This is a genomic window from Glutamicibacter sp. NPDC090743 (genome assembly GCF_044769125.1).
Lineage (GTDB): Bacteria > Actinomycetota > Actinomycetes > Actinomycetales > Micrococcaceae > Glutamicibacter.
On the sequence record NZ_JBIVXE010000007.1, the window covers coordinates 191,124 to 212,239 of the forward strand.

Here is a 21,116-nt window from a genome sequence, read left to right on the forward strand (position 1 = left end):
CGGCTGCAGCCCCCAGTTCTGCAACGAATAGCATTGAACACCTGTTCTCATCTTGTGACAGTAATGTGTGATTGACGATAGTGTGCGGCGCACGGTAATGTGAGCGGCATGGAAGAGTTCGACACCCAACTGCAAGAGTTGCGACGCGGCACCGTTGTGCTCGCTTGCCTGCAGCTGCTGCGCAGTGCAGGATACGGCTACAGCCTGCTGGAGCAGCTCGACGACCACGGTTTCTCCACCGATGCCAACACCTTGTATCCGCTGCTGCGGCGTCTGGAGAAGCAGGGTTACCTAACCAGCGAGTGGAACACCGAGGAGGCCAGGCCACGCAAGTTCTACCGAACCTCGCCTGACGGTATCCGTCTCGCCGACACGTTGACCACGGAATGGCGATCACTGGCAACGGCGATCGCCTCGCTCACCGAAGAGGAGCACTGACATGACTGCCACATTGACCGAACGCTACATCTCGGCCACGATCCGCAGCCTCGAGCCCGGCATGCGGAACGACATCCGCGCAGAGCTCGAAGCCTCCATTGCCGACGCCATCGAGGCGCGCGTAGCCCAAGGCGAAGCCTCGCAGCAGGCGGAACGCCGAGTCCTGGCCGAACTCGGCGACCCCGGCATCCTCGCCGCCGGCTACGCAGACCGGCCGCTGCACCTGATCGGGCCGAAGTACTACCTGGCTTGGTGGCGCCTGTTGAAACTGCTGCTGTGGATTGTGCCGCTCTGCGTGGCAGGGGCAATGGCGCTGGGTTTGCTGGTCTCTGGACAGGACGTGGGCGAAAGCATCGTCCAGTCGCTTTCCGTCGGGCTGCAGGTCATCGTGCACGTGGGCTTCTGGACCACGCTCGTGTTCGTCGTGCTCGAGCGCACTGGCGCGGACACTGGCGTGAAGTGGGATGTCGACCAGCTGCCGGAAATTCCCGAGGATGGCGCGGGCCGCAGCGAGTTGATCGCGTCACTGGTATTCCTGGGCGTCGCCGCCGGCGCGGTGGTGTGGGACCTGGTCCGCGGATTCTTCCCGACAGGCGGTGAACCGATCCCGATCCTCAACCCGGGGCTGTGGCCGTGGTGGATCGTCGTCCTGTTCGCACTGATCATCCTCGAGGCCGTCTTCGCCGTCGCGCTGTTCCGCCTGCGTCGTTGGACAACTGCCATGGCGGTGCTGAACACCGTGCTCGCCTTGGCCTTCGCGGCTTGGGCGCTGATCCTGCTGCTGCGCGGCGAGCTCGTCAACCCGGAGTTCCTCTCGTTCGTTGCGGTTGCCGGAGGCGACGGGTTCGCCGCCGGCAACGCACAGGCCGCTGGCAATGGCGGCATCTTCCGCATTCTCGCCGTGCTGCTCGGGTGCGGAATCGCGGCCGGCATTGGCTGGGATATCGTTGACGGCTGGCGCAAGGCCGTGCGGGAACGGGGCACAGCCCGGGGCTGAACGCGCTGAAGGGCAGGTGGCAACCTGATCAGGGTCTCGCCGATGGACTAGGAATTAGCGTGGCCAGCAAAAGCAGAATCCCGGGGCATCAGCGGAATTTCGCTGATGCCCCGGGATTCTTGTGTTGCAGCTCAGGGAAGCTGCCAAGCTCTGGGTCTAGAAGAGCTTGCCTGGCTTAGAGCTGGTTGCCCAGCTTGAAGCCCTTGGAAGCCTGGCCATGGTACGAGCCGTCTTCGTCACCGGCACGGGTGAAGGAGAAGCCGTCGGCGCCAATGGTGACTTCCAGCTCGGAATCATCGGTGCGCTCGATGACTTCCTGCACGTTGCCATCCAGGTCCAGGACCTTGGAAGCTTCGGTGTACCACGATGGAACAACCGGGTTGCCCCACCAGTCGCGGCGCTGGTTGTCGTGCACGTTCCAGGTGATGGTCGGGTTGTCCGGATCGCCGGTGTAGTAATCCTGGGTGTAGATCTCGATGCGGTGGTCATCTGGATCCAGGATGTACAGGTAGAACGCGTTGGAGACGCCGTGGCGGCCGGGGCCGCGCTCGATGCGGTCCGAGATGCGCAGTGCGCCCATCTTGTCGCAGATCTGGATGATGTTGTGCTTCTCGTGGGTGGAGAAGGCCACGTGGTGCAGGCGCGGGCCGTTGCCGCCGGTCAAAGCGGTGTCGTGCACGGTGCCCTTGCGGTGCATCCAGGCTGCGTAGGTGGTGCCTTCGTCGTCCTGGATGTCCTCGGTGACGCGGAAGCCCAGGTCCTCGAGGTAGGCGCGGCCGCGAGGCACGTCCGGGGTGACCTGGTTGAAGTGGTCCAGGCGGACCAGTTCGCCGGCCGAGTACAGGTCGTAGCGCATGTGCAGGCGCTCAACGTGGGTGGTCTCGAAGAAGAACTCGTACGGGAAGCCCAGTGGATCCTCGACGCGCAGTGCATCGCCGATGCCCTTGACGAAGCCTTCCTTGCGGCGCTCGGTGCGGCAGCCCAGTTCCTTGTAGTAGGCCTCGGCCTTGTCGACCTCTTCGGCGCTGCGCACACGGAAAGCCATGGCCTTCAGTGCTGCCACCGGGCCCTTGGTCAGCACCAGGTTGTGGTGGATGAATTCCTCGAAGGAACGCAGGTAGATCTGGTTCTCGTCTTCGTAGGATACGTGCAGGCCCAGTACGTCCACGTAGAACTTGCGCGAGCGCTCCAGGTCGGTGACGACCAGTTCAGCGTAGGCGCAGCGCAGGATATCCGGTGCTGGAACCGAAGGGGTTGGGATCGGGTTTGCGATCTCTTTGCTCATGATTTGCTCCTTTGCAAGCAAGAAAACTAGGGGCGGGAAGCGCGTGCTTCCTAGACGCCGAACTTAGGGGAGTGCGCTTCGTTCAGGGTGATCTGGATGGACTGCTGGGTGGTGTAGAAGTCCACCGAGCGGTAGCCGCCTTCGCGGCCCAGCCCCGAAGCCTTCACGCCGCCGAATGGGGTGCGCAGGTCGCGGACGTTGTTGGAGTTCAGCCACACCATGCCCGAATCGATCTGGTGCGCGAAGTTGTGCGCGCGCTTCAGGTTGGAAGTCCACACGTAGGCTGCCAGGCCGTACTTGGTGTTGTTGGCCAGTTCTAGTGCTTCCTCGTCGGTGTCGAACGGGGTGATGGCAACAACCGGGCCGAAGATCTCGTCCTGGAAGATCTGCGCATCCGGGGCAACATCGGCGAAGACGGTCGGAGCAACGTAGTTGCCCTCTTCGAAGCCTTCGGCGCGGCCGCCGCCGGCCAGCAAGCGGCCTTCGGTCTTGCCGATCTCGATGTAGCCCATGACCTTCTCGAAGTGGTTAGGGTGCACCAGTGCACCGACTTCGGTCTTCGGGTCGCTCGGCAGGCCAACGCGGATGTTCTTGGCGCGTTCTGCGAACTTGGCTACGAAATCATCGTAGATATCGCGCTGGACCAGCACGCGGGAACCGGCGGTGCAACGCTCGCCGTTCAGCGAGAACACGCCGAAGACGGTGGCGTCCAGGGCAGCTTCCAGATCAGCGTCGGCGAAGACCACTGCAGGGGACTTTCCGCCCAGCTCCAGGGACAGGCCCTTGAAGAATGGCGCGGCCGCGGTGGAGATGGTGGCGCCAGTGGAGGAGTCGCCGGTGAAGGACACCAGCGGCACATCCGGGTGCTTGACCAGGTAGTCGCCGGCCACGCCGCCGGAACCGAAGATCAGGTTGAAGACGCCCTCTGGAAGGCCGGCTTCGCGGAAGATTTCTGGCCACAGGCCAGCGGAGAGCGGGGTGTAGCTGGCAGGCTTGAGGACCACCGAGTTGCCGGTGGCGATGGCCGGAGCCAGCTTCCAGGATTCCTGCATGAACGGAACGTTCCACGGGGTGATCAGCGCGGCGACGCCAATGGGCTTGCGGTTCACGTAGTTCATCTGGCGTCCTGGGACGCGGAAGGAGTTATCCACCTGCGCGACGATCAGGTCGGCGAAGAAGCGGAAGTTCTCCGCGGCGCGGCGGGCCTGGCCCTTGGCCTGGGTGATCGGCAGGCCGGAGTCGTAGGACTCGAGCAGCGAGAGCTCTTCGTCGCGGGATTCGACGATGTCAGCGATCTTGTGCAGCACGCGGGAACGCTCGCGTGGCAGCATCTTGGCCCAAGGGCCTTCCTTGAAGGCCTTGTTGGCGGCGGCAACTGCCAGGTCCACGTCTTCGGGCTGTGCCGAAGCCACGGTGGCGTAGTTGGTGTTGCTTACCGGTTCCTGCACGTCGAAGGTTGCTCCGCCGATGGAGTCAACGAATTCGCCGTTGATGTAGTGCTGCAGGTGGGTCGGAAGGTTTTCCGGTACGAAGTGCTTGCTCATGGCAGTTCCTTTCGTGCTGTTCCGGTGTTTTCACCGGATGGGTTGTGGCAAATCTATGAAAGTTCTCGGTGCTGCTGGCTAGATGGCGCTAGGTGCCATGCCGGCCGCTTTCAAATAGGCGTTGAGCGTATTCGAGCGGTGGTCCCGGCAGGCGGCTTCGATCTGCGCCGGGGTGGCGTGGTTGCCGATCAGATCCAGCAGCGCCTCATGCTCTTGGACCGAGGCGCGAGCCCGGTTGGGAATGTGGGTGAAGCTGCTGGCCCGCATGGCCGCCAGCCGGCGCCATCCGCGCTGGACCAGGTCCAGGATGTGCGGATTGGGGCACTGGCCGTAGAGCAGCTGGTGGAATTCGGTATTCATCCGGGTGAAGGCCACCGGATCGAAATCCGCCAGGCATTGGCGCATGTTCTCGTTCAGCGCCCGTGCCTTGGCAAGCCAGGCGGCATCCATGGCATCGGCAGCCAGCGCGGTAGCGGCCGGCTCGATGACCATCAGGGTCTGCATGGTGTGCAGGTACAGGGTGGAATCCACGTGGGCCACCGTCGCCCCGACGTTGCGGGTGAAGTGGACCAGGCCCTCGGCCTCCAGCCGGCGGATCGCCTCGCGCACCGGAACCACGGAGCAGCCCAGCTCATCGGCAATGGTGCCCAGCACCAGCCGGTAGCCGGGGGAGTATGCCCCGTTGACGATGCGCTCGGAAACCAGCTGGTAGGCGGCTTCGGACTTGGAGGCGGTCATTACAGCGACCATGAGTCCAGATCCGGGCTGCCTGCGTCCTTCCAGGCGTTGTACTTGCTCTTCCACGCATCATTCATCGGGAACAGGCCCTCGATGCCGTGGCCGCGCTGGACCATGGCGAAGATGAATTCGTCATTGGATTCGGTCACCGCCGCTTCAGCGGCCACCTCGGCCACCATTGCTGGCGGGATGACCACGATGCCATCGGAGTCGGCCACGATCACATCGCCTGGCTGCACCGATACGCCGCCGCAGGCCACGGTGATGTCCTTGTCCCAGGCCACGTGCTTGCGGCCGAGAACCGCTGGGTGGGCGCCGTTGTAGAAGACCGGGATCTGCAGGTTGGACACGGCGTCCAGGTCCCGTACGCCGCCATCGGAGATGATGCCGGCGGCGCCGAGCTGCTGGGAGCGCAGGGCCAGGATGTCGCCCAGGGTGGCCGAGCCGGTCTCGCCGCGGGCTTCCATGACCAGGATCTCGCCGTCATTGAGCGAGTCGATGGATTGCTTCTGCATGTTGTAGCCGCCGCCGTGGGCCTTGAACAGGTCCTCGCGGTTGGGGATGTAGCGCAGGGTGCGGGCGGTGCCGATCACGCGCTGCATGCCCTTGGTGGCACCGGGGACTTCGATGTTCACGTTGTTTAGGCCGCGCTTGCGCAAGGTGGCGGACAAGGTGGCGGTAGCCACCGAAGCCAGCTGCTCGCGGACCTTGTCGGTCAGCACGTCCTTGCCGGTGATGATCGGGGCCATGCCGGCGGTCTCGCGATCGCCGTAGGCATCTTCCTTGTCCTTGTCGGTGACCTTTGGCTGGTTGCCGAAAGCGGCGAAGGCCGCAGTGCCCTCGACGGCGGTGGTCTCCAGCTTGCCGGTCGTGGCGCCGGAGACCAGATCGGTGACCTCGACCTCGACAACGTCGCCGGGGAAGAAGACGGTGGAGCCGGCCGGGGTGCCGGTGAGGATCATGTCACCTGGCTGCAGGGTCATCTGCTGGGACAGGTCGGCGATGATGGTTGCGAAGGAGAAGAGCAGCTCGGAGGTGTCGGCGTCCTGGGCGAGCTTGCCGTTGACCCAGGTCTGCACGCGCAGCTTGGCAGGATCCAAGGTGGCAGCATCCAGGGCGTTGGGACCCACCGGGGTGTAGCCGTCGCCGGACTTGGAGCGGATGTTCGAGCCCTTGTCCGCGTACTTCATGTCGTGCACGCCGAGGTCGTTCGATGCGGTGACCTGCCCGACGTAGCCCCAGGCTTCGTCTACCGAGACGCGGCGAGCGGTCTTGCCGATGATCAGTGCGATCTCGCCCTCGAAGGCGAGCAGCTCGGTGCCAGCTGGGCGTTCCACGGTGGAACCGCTGGCGGCCAGCGAGCTGGTGGCCTTCATGAAGTAGCTGGGGAACTTCGGGGTGCGTCCGCGCTGCGCCGCACGCGAGGAGTAGCTAAGGTGTACGGCCAGGATCTTGCCTGCCTGCGCGAAGGTCTCTTCGGTTACTGGGACAATATTGCTCACCGTTGATCGGCCTGCTTTCATCGAACATCATCTCGTACATCAAATCGTATACGATCAGTGTGCGCCGAATCTCAAACGGTGTCAAGCGGGCTTTGGAAATCTTTGGAAATGATTACCGTGAAGGCCTGGGAATCCGCAAGATCACGCCGAATTCTCCGGGAGCGGGAATGTTTCGAAATGGGCAATTGCGGGGCGCCGGAATGGATGTACTGCAGCACACAATCGATAGCTGGAATCCTGGCTAGCCAGTCGATCTGATGCCGGATTCCCTGCATGGCCATCGTTGCCCTGTAGTCGGCAAAGGATGCCCGACCGGCGCTATCCTCTTGCCAGCTGGGCGGCAGGGGCAAGCTCGCTCGCGAACCGAAGCCGAGCTACGGCAGGCGCTCTTTTGCCGATCGTGGAAATAGGCCATTTCACTGAGGGTGAGGGCAAGTGGAGTCATGGATTGTTCACGAGAAATATTCCGTTGCTTCCTCCTGCATGCCGGGTAATTGTAGATAGCCTGTATTTATGGGGAGTGTATTTAATATCCGAAACTCGCTGAGATGAGAGCGCAAGGAAAAAGATGTCTTCAGGTCAAAACACAGGCGTGATTGATTCGACGCTGCCGTTGCACCCCACCGAGGTCCACGCAAATAGCTGGATGTGGGGATCCGTGGCGTTGGTCGCCAGAGTTCCGGCATCTTCGATCACGGAACCTGATGGAAACTTGTGGTGGGTCCCGTCGAATGCCGCGGATATCACGTGGAAGATGTTCTGCAAAGATCTGCATAGCTGTGACTGTTAGCTTGATTTGGCGGTTTTCGCGCAGCTACTCAGGGCGGTTCAACCGATTCCGATAACGAGCGTGGAACGCGCAACTTCAACAACGTCATCGGTAATAGTGTCCAGCTCATTGATCTTCATTACCCTCTGCATCTGTGCGAAGAGCCGATCAATCAGCCGGAAATTACCGCGCGTGATGCGCGCGATCGCCACGACAGCTTGCGTATCGGTGAAGTCCTCCAAATCCAGGGTTTTGCCGAGGGCACGCCACTTTCGTTGCAGGACGAAATGCATTTCATCCTGCGCAAGCGGACGGTATTCATGGGCGAAGCCGACACGGCTATAGAGCTGAGGATATCGGCTGAACTGCTTTTCTATGCCGGGCATCCCAATCAGCATCAGAGCGATATTGTTCCTGTCATACCTATCTCGCAGCACTTCCAAGGCAGTGGCGTTGAGTCGTTCCGACTCGTCGACGATGATCAGCTCCACATGCTTGTCTTGATTCATCGGACCGTTCGTGACGCCTAGAGTATCGAGATGTTGGTGAATGCAGATCGAGGTCCGATTAGTGATCAGTGAGAGCTCTTCTTTGATTTGCTTAGGCGTCGTCAATACCCCTGGGGTGAAGAAGACGGTCCGCGTTTTGGCTAGATCCTTATAGATTTGGAGGTCACTGTCCTCCCGGCGACCCCATTCCTCTACTAACGCCGCGGCTTTCGGGCTCCAGTTGGCATAGCGTTTAGCCGAGAGGGTTTTGCCGATTCCAGCTTGTCCGTAGCAGATCCCGATGGTCCGCTGCCGGCGCACAGCATTGGCGAACTCAGTGAAGCGGCGATGCTCCTTTGTTGCGATAAAAGTTGAGGGTGCCATTATTCGTCCTCTGCGTAGGTGCGCAACTTCGTTTTCTGCGCTCGGTGGACCGCCGGATCAGGCTGGGATACCTCCGTTGCTGGTTGCCCGGCCGGTAGAAATTCTGCGACGGTGGCGATTCGTTCTTTGATTTGTCCGCGCAATTGACGCTTGCGTGCGGAGCGTGCCTTCTGGATGTCCTTGAACGTCACTGTGGCTCGTTCATGCGCGGGATCCACGGCTTTGCAGATGTGCTGGCCACGGTGAAAGACCTGGATCTCGGCAACGTCCCGCGGGTCATAGCGGAGAATGACGGATTCTCCGACGTAGGCAGCCAGGAACGGGGAAATGTAGCGTAGCCCTTGGAAATGCACGCCATCGCGGTGGACGATCCGTGGCTTGGCGACCGTGAGCAGCAGCAGGTTCAGTTCATCGATGGTTTCAGGCAGACGCGGTAACCAACCGTTGCCCTGCCACGCTGTTTGAGGCGTTTCCTTGATCTCTTGGTGCTCGCGCTGGTGGTAGTTCTGCCCAATGAACTCACCCAGCGCCATGTCCAGTTCACCGATGGACAGCCCCGGCTTGGGGTTGCGCACATTGTGCAAGTAGCCGGGCAGCCGGGCTAAGAGTTCGGTGTTGAGGGTGCCGAAGAATCGTTCAATCTTTCCCCTGCCCTGCGGCCGGGCCACAGCGGAGAAAATGATTTCGAAGTGCAGGTCTCTGGCGGCCTGCGCCAAGTGGTGGCTCGTGAAATCGGTTCCGTGGTCTACATAGAGCACATCAGGGATTCCGCACATCGCCCAATCTGCTGTCTTTTTGGGCCAGATCGCCTCACGCAACGCCAATGCCGTATTCAAGGATGAGGGAGCACCGGTGAAGAGCATGTACCCGCAGAGGGCTCGCGAGTAATCATCCATGATCGTGGTGAGCCACGGTCGGACCGGCTGGTGGCCAGCGTCAAAAACCAGGATGTCGAGCTCGGTATGATCGGCCAGCCACACCGCGTTCGGACGTTCGGCGCGGCGGCGCCAGACCAATTCATATTTATCGCGGTACACCGCCGTACCTTGCTGCGCCAGCGTCATCATCCCCGGATCTATCGCGCCGACGATCGAGCGGACGGTGGAGTAGGAAACCGGTGCCCATCCTTGGTGGAGCGCTACCTTGTTGACTTGTTCGTGGATGGCTGCCGTAGTCCTGGGCGGTTTAGCTAAGGCGAGGCCTTCGACCAGGTTCACGAATTCGCTGGGCATCCGGCGTCCGCGTTTGCCCGGTGCCACCGGTTCCAGACCGGGCTTCCCGTGGAGCTTGAAGCTCTGGTGCCATCGCTGCAGTGTCCTCAGGCCGATATGGTGTTCCCCTGCCAGAACCGTCAACGGCACTCCGTCTTCGACGTGTTGCCGCAGTATTTCCCAACGTGCTGTTGCCTTAGCCAGGTAGTCACGAGGAGTTCCTGCTTTCTCGGTACTGCTGCCAATCTGGTCTTGCCCCAGCGGTACGTCCCTGCGCGTTTCGCTTCGCAGGGACACGGCCGATCACAGACTCTTGGAAGATGCGGGCTCTTGGCCCAAGTGGCGGTAGAACGTTGCGCGGCTCCAGCCAACCAGGCGTGCTGCGTCTTCGGCGGTGCGTCCCCTGGTGCGGGCATCTTTGGCGATCGCGAGCTTGTCGGCAATCACCGCCGGGTCCGAGACCGGCCGGCCGAAACGGGTTCCGGATTACCGGGCGGCGGCAATGCCGGCGTTGACTCGTTCAATGATCAATTCGCGCTCGTATTCGGCCAACGAAGCAAGCATGTTCAGCATCATCCGACCGGTCGATGTGGCCGGGTCGATGCCATCGGAAATGGAGCGGACATTAATCCCGCGCTCCCGCAAAAGGTTCACGGTATTCAAGACATCGATCAGGGAGCGACCCAGCCGGTCAACCCGCCACACCACGACGGTGTCGCCGGCTTCGGCATAGTCCAGCAGCTTCTTCATCCCGGGCCGATCGATCGCGCTGCGGCTGCCGGAAGTCACGTCGGCGAACACGTCGCGCTTCTGCACCCCTGAAGCAACCAGGGCATCGAGCTGCAAGGCCGCGTCTTGGCTCGAAGTGCTCACGCGCGTGTATCCCAAATGTCTCACCTGCCCCAGTGTGGCTCAAAAACCCTGCACGGCAAGCAGGTAAGACGTTTTACGTTGGGACGACTTTATAAGACGGTTGGACTCCTTGCCGTTACGGAATATTGAGACGGCATGGCCGGGCTGAGGAGAGTGTCTCAATAATCTTTTGTTTTTTGAGACCAGTCAATTGGCTGGTGCGCGGACGCTGAATGCGCATTTGTGTCGATCGGCCTTTGCGTGGCGGCTCCGGCCGCATCGGGGGTGGTCGGAGCCGTGGGTCAGTGAGGGGTGGCATGATGGCCCGGTCCGCTTCCCCCGACTCAATTGAATATGTTGGGCATCAAGTGGACACGGGTAGGTCTTGTCCGGAGCCCTGGTTAGCGCAGGGAGACACGCACTGCAGCGGCCTTGGGCACCTCTCCCTGCATGATGGGGATGGCGAAGGCATCCGTGGCGTTACCGTACTTCACCTCGTAGGCCGCATCAATCAGGGCTTCGTCGTCGGTTCCGGCGTCCTCGAAAACGACATCGTAGCTGACGCCGGCGACGCGGACCTGCCCGGCCTTCTGCGTGATGGCGGCCTGGTACCAGCGTGAGTCCTTTCCGTTGGCCGCGCGTACATAGACCTTGCCGTCAATGACCAGTGCCCAGGTTTCGGTGGGGGTGCCGGGGGTGATGCCGTCTTCGCGGTAGGGGGAAACGTAGAAGCCTTCGTGGGCTTCGATGGTGTTGAGCTGTTCGGTGGACCATGCAGTCATGATGATGTCGTTCTTTCTATGTGGGGGGCGAAGGGGATGCAGTGTTGGCATTCCTCTTCGGGGTTCGGTGCCGGCCGTGGAGACTATGCCTGGGAGGTGGGCATGGCCCACAATTCTGCGATGGTTGCGCGGCGGTGGCGGGTCACCATGAAGACAACGCTGTCCGCGATGTCTTCCGGTTGCAGGGGTTCGGGGATCGCGTCCAGGTTCGTGGTTTTGAGAGTCTCGCGGATCTCCTCCGTGTTGTGGGAGATGAGTTCCGTGTCGACGGCACCGGGTTCGAGCACGCCGATGCGTACGTTCTTCTTGGTGACTTCCTGGCGCAGAGACTCGGTGAAGCCGTTAACCCCGAACTTGGTCATGTTGTAGACGCCGAAGTCCTTGGTGGCGGTCCGTCCGGCTTGGGAGGAAATGTTGACGATGTCGGCGACCTGACGTAGGTCGTCCTCAGCGGCGGCCAGGAGGTGCGGCAGTGCTGCGTGGGTCATGTAGAGCAGGGCCTTCTGGTTGACGGCGATCATCCGCTCCCACTCGTCAATCTCCGCCCCCACGATCGGGCCGATGAGCATCAGGCCCGCATTGTTGACCAGGACGTCAAGCCTTCCGAAGCTGTCCAGCGCCCTGACGACCGCTTGTTCGGCCTGGGAGCGTTCTGTGATGTCGGCTTCGATGGCCAGGGCGGTGCCGCCGGCGGCCTCGATGTCGGCGGCCAGGGCATCGAGCCGGTCCTTGCGTCGGGCGATGAGGACGACGGAAGCACCGTGGGTGGCGAGGCTTCGGGCGATGGCCGCCCCGATGCCACTGCTGGCCCCGGTGACGATGGCGGTGGTGCCGGTCAATGATGAATCCACGTGTGGGATGTCCTTTGGTTCTTGGTGTGGCGCAGGTTCGTCCAGACGCGCCGGCTGGCGCGTCTGGACGAGGCCACGGGGGTCTTATTGGAGCTCGACGGTCATTTCCACGTTGTCGGGGAGGTTCTCGAAGATGCTGAGGTCGGAGGTGATCTCACCCATCTTCGTCAGGGTGGGAACCGAGCTGGTTTCCTCATAGATGATCGTGATGCTGTCGGCCGGGTTGTAGTAGACGATGTCGCCCGGTTGCACGTCCGTGTAGAACGGACCGGTTTCGGTCAGTGGTGCCGAAAGCTCGCTGATGTACTCGATGCCGTAGTTGCGGAACCACGGCAAGGTTGCAGGGAGGGTGGCGATAAAGTCCTGCGACACCTGGGTGTCGTTGAGGGTCGCGGTGAGGACCACGTCGCCGGCCGTGATGGTGATCGGCGTCCCGTCGGCCGCAGCCTCGGCGGGTGCCGAAGGCGCGGTGGTGGTGGACGGAGCGGCGGCTGTGGCCGGCGTGGTCGTGGCCGGCGTTTCCTCGGCGGCAGGTGAAGAGCATGCGGTGAGAGCGACCGCGGCCGCGGCGGCAAGGACAACAAGGAGCAATGGCTTCTTCATGGGTTCTTAGGCGTTCTCGAGGGCCATGTCGGAGGACAACTCGCGGTGGGCCTCGACCTGGGCCAGGAGAAGCCGGGCCTTGTCTTCGGCACCGGCGACGACATCGGCTCCGGCAACGAATCGCAGCGGCGGGGTTTCCAGCGCAGCCAAGGTGACCAGAGCCGCGCCGAGCTTGGCGGGATCCCCGCCCTGCTGCCCGTTCATGCTCTTCCAGGCGGCGATGGTCGCGGTGGTGCGCTCCTGGTAGTCCTCGATAGAGAGTTCCGGCCAGATGGAAGACGCTCCCTCGACCAGCAGCTCGGTGCGGAAGAAGCCGGGCTCCACGATCGTGGTGTGGATGCCGAATGGCTCCAGATCGTAGCGCAGGGACTCCATCCAGCCTTCGAGGGCGAACTTCGTTGCGGCGTAGGCGGCGCAGAATTCCTGGCCGATGAGCCCGGCGGCGGAGGTGATGGTGAAAACGTGTCCGCTGCGCTGTTGGCGCATGACCGGCAGGATTGCACGGGTGACATTGAGCGGGCCGAAGAAGTTGGTTTCCATCTGCTGGCGCATCTGGCGATCGCTGATTTCCTCGAAGTAGCCGGCGTAGAAGTTGCCCGCGTTGTTCACCAGGACATCGATGCTTCCGAAGCGCTCGACAGCTGCCTGGGCGGCGGCAACCGATGCTTCGGCATCCGTGACGTCCAGCGAGAGGGCCAGGAGGTTCTCATGCTCGCCCAGGGCGGCGGTGACCTTGGCGGCGTCGCGGGCGGTGCCCACCACGCGGTGGCCTGCATGCAGTGCGGCCTTGGCCAGGTCGACGCCCATGCCGCGGGCTGCTCCGGTGATGAACCAAACGTTGCTCATGATGATGCCTTTTCTGTCGTTGAAACCGCCCAATCGGGAAGCCGATGTTTCAAGTCAACAGGCCAGCAGCCAAGTGAGCCAGACCCTGTCTATGGGTTCCCTGGCAGGGCCCCGCTACAACGTCCAGGGTGCTGTATCTTCGGAAACATGGACAACCAGCACGACCTCAGCCAGTTCCTCACCTCACGCCGGGCCAAGCTCAACCTCCAGCAGGCGGGCCTCCCCGACTTCGGCGGACGCCGCCGCGTGCCCGGGCTCCGGCGGGAAGAGGTTGCCCTGCTGGCGGGAATGAGTTCCGAGTACTACAAGCGCCTGGAACGCGGAAACGCCAAGGGCGTCTCGGAAGCCGTGATTGACGGGATCAGCCGGGCCCTGCAACTGGATGCGGCCGAACACTCGCATCTGCACGAGCTGATCCGCACGGCCAACGCCGGAACCCACCCGCAACGCAGATACCCCACCCGCAAGACGCAGATCAATCAGAGCGTGCAGCAAACCATCGACGCCATGTCCAGCGTCCCGGTGTTCGTCCAAAACGGACGCCTTGACGCAGTGGCCACCAATCGTCTCGGCCGTGCGCTCTTCTCGCCGATGTTCGACGGCGCAACAGCGCCGGTGAACGCCGCACGGTTCATATTCCTCGATCCCCGGGCGCAGACGTTCTACCGGGACTGGGAATACAACACCCGCCAGATCGTCGCGCTCCTGCGCGTCGAAGCGGCCCGCTCACCCTATGACCGCCAACTCAGCGACCTCGTCGGGGAACTCTCCACCCGCAGCGACCTCTTCCGCACGCTATGGGGAGCGCACGACGTACGCGAACACCGCACCGGCCTCAAAAGCATCCACCACCCCATCGTCGGAGACCTTGACCTGACGTTCCTGGGGCTGGATCTCACCTCCGAGCCGGGGCTCCAAATGCTGGCGTTCTCCGCCGAACCAGGCTCCGCCTCCCACGAGGGGCTGCAACTGTTGGCTAACTGGGCCATGTCACACAGCGCGGAGACAACTTCCGTGGACTCAACTGCAATCGCCAACCACCGCCTGGACAAATAGCCTGCAACGGGGAGCTATGAAAGAATCCCGACACCACACGTTGGCTTTCACGCCCTGACCTGCCGGGAGAACGCAAAGTCACTGTATCTCGGCCAGAATCAATTGACGGCTCGCACATGATGCTGAGCGTCGTCAAAAGTCGCCACGTAGCACTGCAATTCACAAGCAAGGCCCCTAAGTGTCTTGATCGATTGCCTTGCATCACACATGTGTTGCGAGGCATACATTCCAGAGTGTGGATGTTGTTCGATGAACAGCATCGGCATTGTCGACGACGAGACCACTTCCGTTACCCGCCTAACCAAATCCGTATTCCATAGGAGCCGCATGACGAATCTTTCCGACCCGCTGGACCTGCGCCATGGGCACCTTCTGCCCAACCGCCTGGTCCTTGCGCCAATGACCAACCAGCAGAGCAATTCGAACGGTACCCTCTCCGATGACGAACTTGCCTGGCTGGTCGCCCGCGCTGAAGGTGAGTTCGGCCTTTTACAGACCGCGGCCGCCTATGTGCACCGGGGCGGACAGGTCTGGCCCGGCCAGCTCGGTATTTCCTCCGACGAGCATCTGCCCGGCCTCGAGCGCCTTGCCGCCGCTGTCTCCGCCGCTGGTGCCCGGTCCTCTGTGCAGCTCCATCATGGAGGCGTGCGTGCGGAGAAGACACTCACCAGCCAGGAAGTCGTGGGTCCGTGGGATGATGCGCAGACCGGCGTGCGAGGCATGACGACAGGTGAAGTTCAGCAAGCCGTGGAAAACTTCGCCGCGGCCGCCGCCCGCGCCGAGAAAGCCGGAATCGACGGTATCGAAGTGCACGGAGGCCACGGCTACCTAGTCGGTCAGTTCCTCGACGCCTCGAACAATCTCCGAACGGATGGGTATGGCAGTGACCCCGCTGGGCGAAGCCGCTTCGCGAAAGAAGTTGTGCAGGCGATCCGGGAACGCACCGGCCCGGACTTTCACATCGGGCTCCGATTGTCCGTTGAACGTTACGGTTTGGTCTTGGCGGACATGGTCCAGCTCGTCGGCGAGCTCTTCGCCGGCGGGAACATCGACATCCTTGACCTGTCGCTATGGGACGTGGCAAAGCTTCCCGCTAACGCCCCCGAAGGCAGCCGAACACTCCTCGAGCACTTCCTCGATCTGCCACGCTACGGAACAGCCCTCGGTGTCTCCGGACACCTAGCTGACGCCGCGGCGGTGCAGCGGGTACTCGACCAAGGGGCCGACCTCGCCTACATCGGCAAAGCCGCTATTTCCGACCACGCCTTCGCGCGCAGGGCAATTGCCAACCCCGGCTATCGTCCTCCGTCCTTCCCCGTGACACGGGACCACCTCCGCGTGGAAAAACTGGCGGAGCCGTTCGTGACCTACTTCGCCAGCAACTGGCCCCAGCTGGTGGATGACTGAAGTTATCCATCAGCTCCGTTGCGTCGTGGGAAAGGCTGTAGCAATGTCGCGATGCTCGCACGAATGAACCTGTATGAACCCCGACGCTATCGGAAGGAATCGATGGAGCAACATGCACCGCATGGCGTTCAACAAACGGGACGATGCAAACCGCCAGTTCAAGTTGTGATTTAGCCGCCAAACGAAGTTAACGGTCACATGCATAGCGAAACCTCTGAGTTTCTCCAAAACGACGCGGGAAATCTGCATAAAGCATCAAAAAGCTGGTTCGACAAGACTTCGGTCGGACCTCATTTCCTGGCCATGACTGCCGACGCGAAGCAAGCACTATCGGGTGCTCCAACGTTTGCTTTCGACAACCAGAAGGAAATCAGCAAGCTGACCGGCGCCGGTATCCGGATCGCTGGAATTTCACGTTCTCGTAGTGAGGCGGAAACAGGAGCCGGCAACGCTGAATACGTCGCCTTGCACCTGAAGCTTTCGAAAGAGGCATTGCAAACCCCCGGTTGGGTGACCTCTGCGCTGCACCGGCCGACTCGTGCTGGGCTACTGCCGGGCACAAACATCGATGGCAAGGACTTGCGAGCGGGTGTAAACAACGCCTTGCGTTCAGCAGGCTTGGCAGTAGAACTGAATAATGGCGGCGCTCTGCAATCAAAAGACAAGCAGGATCCATGGGGGAACATCTATACGATCTCCACTTTTATTCCGCAAGACAAGATTCCTCAGTGCCAAAAACACTCGCACGGACCGAGCGCGATGGACAACCCTGCAGTGCGCTGGGCGCATGCACTGAGCATTGCTCAAACCGCCACGCCTAAGCCAACTTTGAGCGACTGGTCCGACCTCGGAGTTAGCAAAGCCCAAGTCTCCCTTGGCCCGTCAATTGGTTGGTGCAGTGATCGGGGGATGGGGATTGTTGCCCAGTCCCGTCCGGATGGGGATTGTTGCCCAGTCCCGTCCGGATGGCGATCCTGAACACTGGATCGCAGAGACTGGGCATACGGTGGCCTTAGCGCATTCAGTCTTCGTCGATTTGGCGGTCTTGACGATGCAGCAAGATGAATTCTTGACCCAGCGCGCGGGACACCTGGCCAATCTAGCGGCAACCGGAAACCTTGAGGATTCCGCTGCTTCGCTTAAGCGATACAAGGACATTCAAAAAAGGTTTATCGAGTTCCACGGCAAGCGCTGGTTGCAGGAGATACCCGGACGTGAATCTGCAACTCGGGTGCTGCAAGCCATGCAGAACGTGCGCATGCTGGAAGAAAGAATCAAGCATTCACTTATCGAGCAGAAATCCATCATGGATTATCTGGAAGCCAACCAGCGCGCCGAAGAAGAGCAGGTAAATCGCGAACGAGCCGAACAACTGCGCGAAGAGGCGGTTAAGCGTGAGAAGTTCAGTCACCGAGTGAATATTTTTGCGTTTATATTCCTGCCGGCCACACTGATTTTCACCGTTACCGGAGGTCTGGGGATCCAGTTATCCACACTTTGGGGAACTATTTGGATCGGCATCGCTGCTGTCACTACTATCGGGCTGATTGCTTGGATGAAGACGGAAGATGGAAAGAGGAAGAAGGATAGAAAACGCGCGTCCGGAGCGCATCGCGCAGCGACGAATCCCTCCCTGCCGTGAACAAGGGATAAACAGATCAGCTCAACACAGTTCGCGGCCACTGAGCTGGAGAAGAACCTCTTGGTTTGAGACCTCGGCGACGGAGGCTTTCTCAACGGTCCTCGGCTACCGCAGTTAATCAGCCGACTCACCAGGGGTACGCAGAAGGCGCTGGAACGGAAGTCATGATTCCGTTCCAGCGCCTTAGCGGCATCTGCATATTAGACGCGAATAGCATCCACAATCTTGACTCGGGCTGCCACCAGCGCGGGAAGCACACCGGTCAGTGCGCCTACGGCGATGGAAACTCCCATGCCAAGTAGGGCCGCACCGATAGGGAATGCCGGCATTTGATCCAGCTCGGTAGCCATCACCATATTCAGCAGATTCTCGTTGGAGACCAAGGCAACGGAGATGAGCACGCCAATGCCACCTGCTACGGCCGTGGCCACGACGCTTTCCATCATCACCGAGAAGAATACGCGTCCGGTTGTTGCACCGAAGCTGCGTCGGATACCCACTTCGCGGATACGCTGCTTCATGGTCACCATGGCAACATTGAGCAGACTCAGGGAACCAAGCAGCAAGATGATGATTGCGATCCCGGCAACCACCATGGTCAACATCTTCAAGCTCTCATCAGCACCCCACATCAGATAATCTTCGCGGTGCGCATCAACTGTGAGACCAGGAAGTTCTGCCTGCATTTGCTGGCCGAAGTGCATGGCCAGCTCTTCGGATCCCTCGATGGGCACCCACAGCTTGTAGCTGACCTCATTGAGCGGAGCTTGCATGCCGAACCAGTGCTCATAGGTGGCCGGCAGCATCCACAGCTTGCCGCCCATGCCGTAGCTAGATGCTTTGGTGGTTCCGATGACCGTAACTGAGACGGTGTTCCCATTGCTCATCAAATCCACGGTTAAAGGCAGTCGCTGGCCTTCCAGTCCCAATTCTTTGATGAAGGTGTGGTCAACCACCGCCGCTGGGGCAAGATTCTGTGCATCTTCGGCTTCCAGCCAGCGGCCGTCAGTAACAACTAACCGGTGCATTGGAGCGTAGTCGGGATCAACCACCATGATCTCGGCATCAAGGCTCAGCCCTTGGGCTGAAGCTTTCTGGTCGTAGCTGCGTCCCATCATGGTGGTGTACTCGACCTTGAACCGGTCACTGGTCTTTTGAAAGGCCTCATCGATTTGGTCGTTGCCCGCAGGACCAGCATCCGAGTTCGGGTCGTAGGCGTAGACAACAATCATTGCTGGCCGACCCTCGCTTTCAAGGCTTTCGGTCATCATCTGACGCGCCATGCCAGCTCCGGCCAATGCCGTAGTCAACGAGGCCACCGCAATGGTGACACCAACCAAGGAGAGCAAGACGCGCAACTTGTGAATACGCAGTTCCTGCCATGCCTCCAGCAGCGCAGCAACAAAACCGGTTCCTAAGCGAGTTAAGGATTTCATCTTGCCGCCACCTCACTGAGCGGATGCAGCCGCCCGCCATCCAACTGCAGCTGTTCTCGGGCCAAGGCCGCAACATTGCTGTCGTGCGTGATGGTGATCAGGGCAGCGCCGGAATCAACCGTGGCGGAATCCAAGAGATCCATCACCGCACGTCCGGTAGTGACATCCAAGGCACCGGTGGGCTCATCGGCCAGTACGACTCGTGGCCGGCGGACCAGCGCGCGAGCGATGGCCACACGTTGCTGCTCACCACCGGAGAGGGTCTGGGGCATTGAATCCAAGCGTTTGCCCAGTCCCACGCGCTCCAAGGACTCTGTTGCTAGCTTGCGCCGATTCCAGAAGTCGCGTCCACCGGCGTACATCAGTGGAGCCATGACATTTTCCAGGGCAGTGCGTCCTGGCAGGAGGTTGAACTGCTGGAAAACGAAACCGAGGTCGCGCCCGCGTGCATGGGCCGCCTGTTTGGCGCTCAGCCGGGTCGCATCCTTGCCTCGCCACAGCAGGCTGCCGTTGGTGGGCCGATCAAGCAGGCCAAGGATATTCAGCAGCGTGGACTTGCCCGTACCCGAACGGCCGACAATGGCTATGTGATCGCCTTCGGACACCGTGAGATCAATCCCGTTGAGGATATGCAGCTCGCTGTCATCGGGCAGCAGGACGCTGCGCGTGACATTCTCGAGCTTCAGCAATGGCTCACCACTCATCTGAGTAGGACTCCATATCCATCATTTCTTCAGGTGCCGGGGTGGATCCTGGGACGAAGCGGAGAATTTCCGTCTCATCCTTCAGTCCTGAAATCACCTCGATGACCTTTCCGTCGGTCACGCCAAGCTCTACCTCGGTGCGGATTTCCTTGCCGTTTTCATCCAGCCTCCACACCGCACCCTGGCCAACCAGGCCGCGAACAGCCGATACCGGTACGGTCAATACGTCCTCGGCGGTGCCTGCATCAATTTCCATGTTCATGCTCAGGCCGTCGAAAACCACGATGTCTGCAGGTACGGCACAAGAAATCTCGCTGCCCGAAGAGCTCTCCGTGGATTCTCCGGATGCCATTGGATCCATCTGCGATTCCATGTCCTGGTCTGCGGAGCCGGCGCTGGTTTTCTTCGAAGCGCTGTCACCGACAGACAGGTCCTTGCAGGTGAATGGCTCCGGTCCGCCGTCAATGGTGATCGTTGCTTCGAGGCTTTCATCGAGCAACCGGTAGCGGTCCAGCGGATCGATCGAACCGGCGGCCAAGAATTCTTGGGGCTGGATCGCGCCGAGTCCTGTGCCCTTGGTGACGTCATCGCCAACCTCGATCTGGAAAGCGCCGACCTTGCCTGTGGCCGTTGCGTAGACGTCGTGGTACTTCACCACTGGCGCAGCTTCCTGCGGTTGCTGCTCGTCTTGTGAACCTTCACTATCCGAGTCGTTGGCCTCAACGCTCTCTGGCTGGGATTCGGCGCGGACCTGGAAGATTCGATCGCCGAGTGAGACATTGTCGCCTGGCTTGACGAAAGCCCAATTGACAACGCCGTCCACGGGCGCATTCAGCTCTTTCGATTCGGTGAGCTTAATGGTTCCGGGAATGGACAGCTTGTTCTCTACCGTGGCTTTCTCAGCAAAGATGGTCTCTGCCGGGATCTCTCCGGTGGGGAACAGGTCATCGTCGGCGCTGGCAGTGCCGCCGGCAAACGCGAGTTTCACGAGGCTGACGGCGATCAAGGCGCCGATAACTAGCCATGCAGCGGGAAGGAATATGCGACGGAACGCGCGTCGTTGGCTCATAGGGTTGCTCTTTTCACCATTCAATGATTACCAAAGTGTTCAGCAACTACCAAGCTCAAACGGAGAAAACACGCAACCTTTATAAGATTGAGATTTATTTTTACTTTGCAGGTCAGACCGGGTACTCAAATTAGTAGTTGAAGGTCGTAGTGAAGCTTCTCGACGTCCCGGGGTGAAGCGGGGCAGTCTCCGGGGCTCGATGCCGCGGAGCTCTTCGGTGGATGTGGAGCTCCCGAGGCATAGTGCCATTGCTTCTGTACTGGCGCCGGGGTCGGCAGGATTGTTCCAGGCCGGTTTCTGCCAAGCCTTTCGGGTGCCGCGGGCGAGCGGGGGTGCCAAAGCCGCTGTCGCAGAGCATCGACCTTCATTGCTGTCCGCTAGGGCCTGAATCGTGAATTTGGCAGGTGACAAGCACGTTTAATCCATGGGCAAAGAAGTGCACCGATTGCTTCATTTTCAGCCAAGTTTATTTCCTTCTATTTGCTGGCACAAAGCCGAATGCCGGCGTAGGA

At 60.8% G+C, this 21,116-nt stretch carries 19 protein-coding genes and 1 pseudogene; 6 read left to right on the forward strand and 14 right to left on the reverse strand.

Annotation, left to right across the window (positions count from 1 at the left end; all coding sequences use genetic code 11):
* Nucleotides 1–108: 108 nt before the first annotated feature.
* Together ACIQTS_RS15580 and ACIQTS_RS15585 are read left to right on the forward strand one after the other, a co-directional pair.
* Nucleotides 109–438 (forward strand): PadR family transcriptional regulator, encoded by a 330-nt coding sequence (locus ACIQTS_RS15580; RefSeq protein WP_105658025.1) that lies wholly within the window; start codon nt 109–111, stop codon nt 436–438.
* A 1-nt stretch (nt 439) separates the two neighbouring features.
* On the forward strand, nt 440–1,435 hold the full coding sequence (locus ACIQTS_RS15585; protein ID WP_402473824.1) for a permease prefix domain 1-containing protein: 996 nt from the start codon (nt 440–442) through the stop codon (nt 1,433–1,435).
* Between the two features lie 175 nt (nt 1,436–1,610).
* On the opposite strand, the gene hpaD is transcribed toward ACIQTS_RS15585, so the two are convergent.
* The 11 genes and pseudogenes from hpaD to ACIQTS_RS15640 form a co-directional block, all read right to left on the reverse strand.
* On the reverse strand, nt 1,611–2,708 hold the full coding sequence (gene hpaD / locus ACIQTS_RS15590) for a 3,4-dihydroxyphenylacetate 2,3-dioxygenase (RefSeq protein ID WP_105661547.1): 1,098 nt from the start codon (nt 2,706–2,708) through the stop codon (nt 1,611–1,613).
* A gap of 62 nt (nt 2,709–2,770) precedes the next feature.
* Nucleotides 2,771–4,264: a 5-carboxymethyl-2-hydroxymuconate semialdehyde dehydrogenase gene (gene hpaE, locus ACIQTS_RS15595; protein WP_105658032.1), complete on the reverse strand. Its 1,494-nt coding sequence runs from the start codon at nt 4,262–4,264 to the stop codon at nt 2,771–2,773.
* A 78-nt stretch (nt 4,265–4,342) separates the two neighbouring features.
* Nucleotides 4,343–5,002: a GntR family transcriptional regulator gene (locus ACIQTS_RS15600; RefSeq protein WP_332488680.1), complete on the reverse strand. Its 660-nt coding sequence runs from the start codon at nt 5,000–5,002 to the stop codon at nt 4,343–4,345.
* On the reverse strand, nt 5,002–6,525 hold the full coding sequence (locus ACIQTS_RS15605) for a fumarylacetoacetate hydrolase family protein (protein ID WP_181148971.1): 1,524 nt from the start codon (nt 6,523–6,525) through the stop codon (nt 5,002–5,004). The genes ACIQTS_RS15600 and ACIQTS_RS15605 overlap by 1 nt, the downstream gene beginning before the upstream one ends.
* An 807-nt stretch (nt 6,526–7,332) precedes the next feature.
* Nucleotides 7,333–8,145, reverse strand: a complete 813-nt coding sequence (locus tag ACIQTS_RS15610; RefSeq protein WP_402473825.1) for an AAA family ATPase — start codon at nt 8,143–8,145, stop codon at nt 7,333–7,335.
* The gene (locus ACIQTS_RS15615) at nt 8,145–9,653 is read right to left on the reverse strand and encodes a Mu transposase C-terminal domain-containing protein (protein ID WP_402473826.1); all 1,509 of its coding nucleotides are present in this window, start codon (nt 9,651–9,653) and stop codon (nt 8,145–8,147) included. The genes ACIQTS_RS15610 and ACIQTS_RS15615 overlap by 1 nt, the downstream gene beginning before the upstream one ends.
* 6 nt (nt 9,654–9,659) lie before the next feature.
* A pseudogene (locus ACIQTS_RS15620) lies at nt 9,660–10,253 on the reverse strand (recombinase family protein).
* A 356-nt stretch (nt 10,254–10,609) separates the two neighbouring features.
* Nucleotides 10,610–10,990, reverse strand: a complete 381-nt coding sequence (locus ACIQTS_RS15625) for a DUF2255 family protein (protein WP_402473827.1) — start codon at nt 10,988–10,990, stop codon at nt 10,610–10,612.
* Between the two features lie 83 nt (nt 10,991–11,073).
* Nucleotides 11,074–11,841 (reverse strand): SDR family NAD(P)-dependent oxidoreductase, encoded by a 768-nt coding sequence (locus ACIQTS_RS15630; RefSeq protein ID WP_402473828.1) that lies wholly within the window; start codon nt 11,839–11,841, stop codon nt 11,074–11,076.
* A gap of 84 nt (nt 11,842–11,925) precedes the next feature.
* Nucleotides 11,926–12,444, reverse strand: a complete 519-nt coding sequence (locus ACIQTS_RS15635; protein ID WP_402473829.1) for a cyclophilin-like fold protein — start codon at nt 12,442–12,444, stop codon at nt 11,926–11,928.
* Between the two features lie 6 nt (nt 12,445–12,450).
* A complete protein-coding gene (locus ACIQTS_RS15640; RefSeq protein WP_402473830.1) occupies nt 12,451–13,290 on the reverse strand; it encodes an SDR family NAD(P)-dependent oxidoreductase in 840 nt (279 codons plus the stop codon).
* Between the two features lie 147 nt (nt 13,291–13,437).
* Here ACIQTS_RS15640 and ACIQTS_RS15645 point away from each other — a divergent pair, with 147 nt between their 5' ends.
* The 4 genes from ACIQTS_RS15645 to ACIQTS_RS15660 all read left to right on the forward strand — a co-directional run bounded on the left by ACIQTS_RS15645 (nt 13,438) and on the right by ACIQTS_RS15660 (nt 17,395).
* Nucleotides 13,438–14,346, forward strand: a complete 909-nt coding sequence (locus ACIQTS_RS15645) for a helix-turn-helix transcriptional regulator (protein ID WP_402473831.1) — start codon at nt 13,438–13,440, stop codon at nt 14,344–14,346.
* A 249-nt stretch (nt 14,347–14,595) separates the two neighbouring features.
* Nucleotides 14,596–15,753, forward strand: coding sequence for an NADH:flavin oxidoreductase (locus tag ACIQTS_RS15650; RefSeq protein ID WP_402473832.1), 1,158 nt, complete (start codon nt 14,596–14,598; stop codon nt 15,751–15,753).
* A 198-nt stretch (nt 15,754–15,951) separates the two neighbouring features.
* Nucleotides 15,952–16,731, forward strand: a complete 780-nt coding sequence (locus tag ACIQTS_RS15655; RefSeq protein ID WP_402473833.1) for a hypothetical protein — start codon at nt 15,952–15,954, stop codon at nt 16,729–16,731.
* Complete coding sequence (locus tag ACIQTS_RS15660) at nt 16,691–17,395, forward strand: hypothetical protein (protein ID WP_402473834.1); 705 nt, start codon at nt 16,691–16,693, stop codon at nt 17,393–17,395. The genes ACIQTS_RS15655 and ACIQTS_RS15660 overlap by 41 nt, the downstream gene beginning before the upstream one ends.
* Nucleotides 17,396–17,595: 200 nt before the next feature.
* Here ACIQTS_RS15660 and ACIQTS_RS15665 read toward each other — a convergent pair whose 3' ends face one another.
* From ACIQTS_RS15665 to ACIQTS_RS15675, 3 genes are read right to left on the reverse strand one after another with little or no spacing between them, the layout of a single operon-like run.
* Entirely contained in the window at nt 17,596–18,831 is a 1,236-nt protein-coding gene (locus ACIQTS_RS15665; RefSeq protein ID WP_133834727.1) for an ABC transporter permease, read from the reverse strand.
* Complete coding sequence (locus tag ACIQTS_RS15670) at nt 18,828–19,535, reverse strand: ABC transporter ATP-binding protein (RefSeq protein ID WP_105658038.1); 708 nt, start codon at nt 19,533–19,535, stop codon at nt 18,828–18,830. Before ACIQTS_RS15670 ends, ACIQTS_RS15665 begins: the two co-directional genes overlap by 4 nt.
* On the reverse strand, nt 19,525–20,604 hold the full coding sequence (locus tag ACIQTS_RS15675; protein ID WP_332488687.1) for an efflux RND transporter periplasmic adaptor subunit: 1,080 nt from the start codon (nt 20,602–20,604) through the stop codon (nt 19,525–19,527). Before ACIQTS_RS15675 ends, ACIQTS_RS15670 begins: the two co-directional genes overlap by 11 nt.
* Nucleotides 20,605–21,116: the final 512 nt, after the last annotated feature.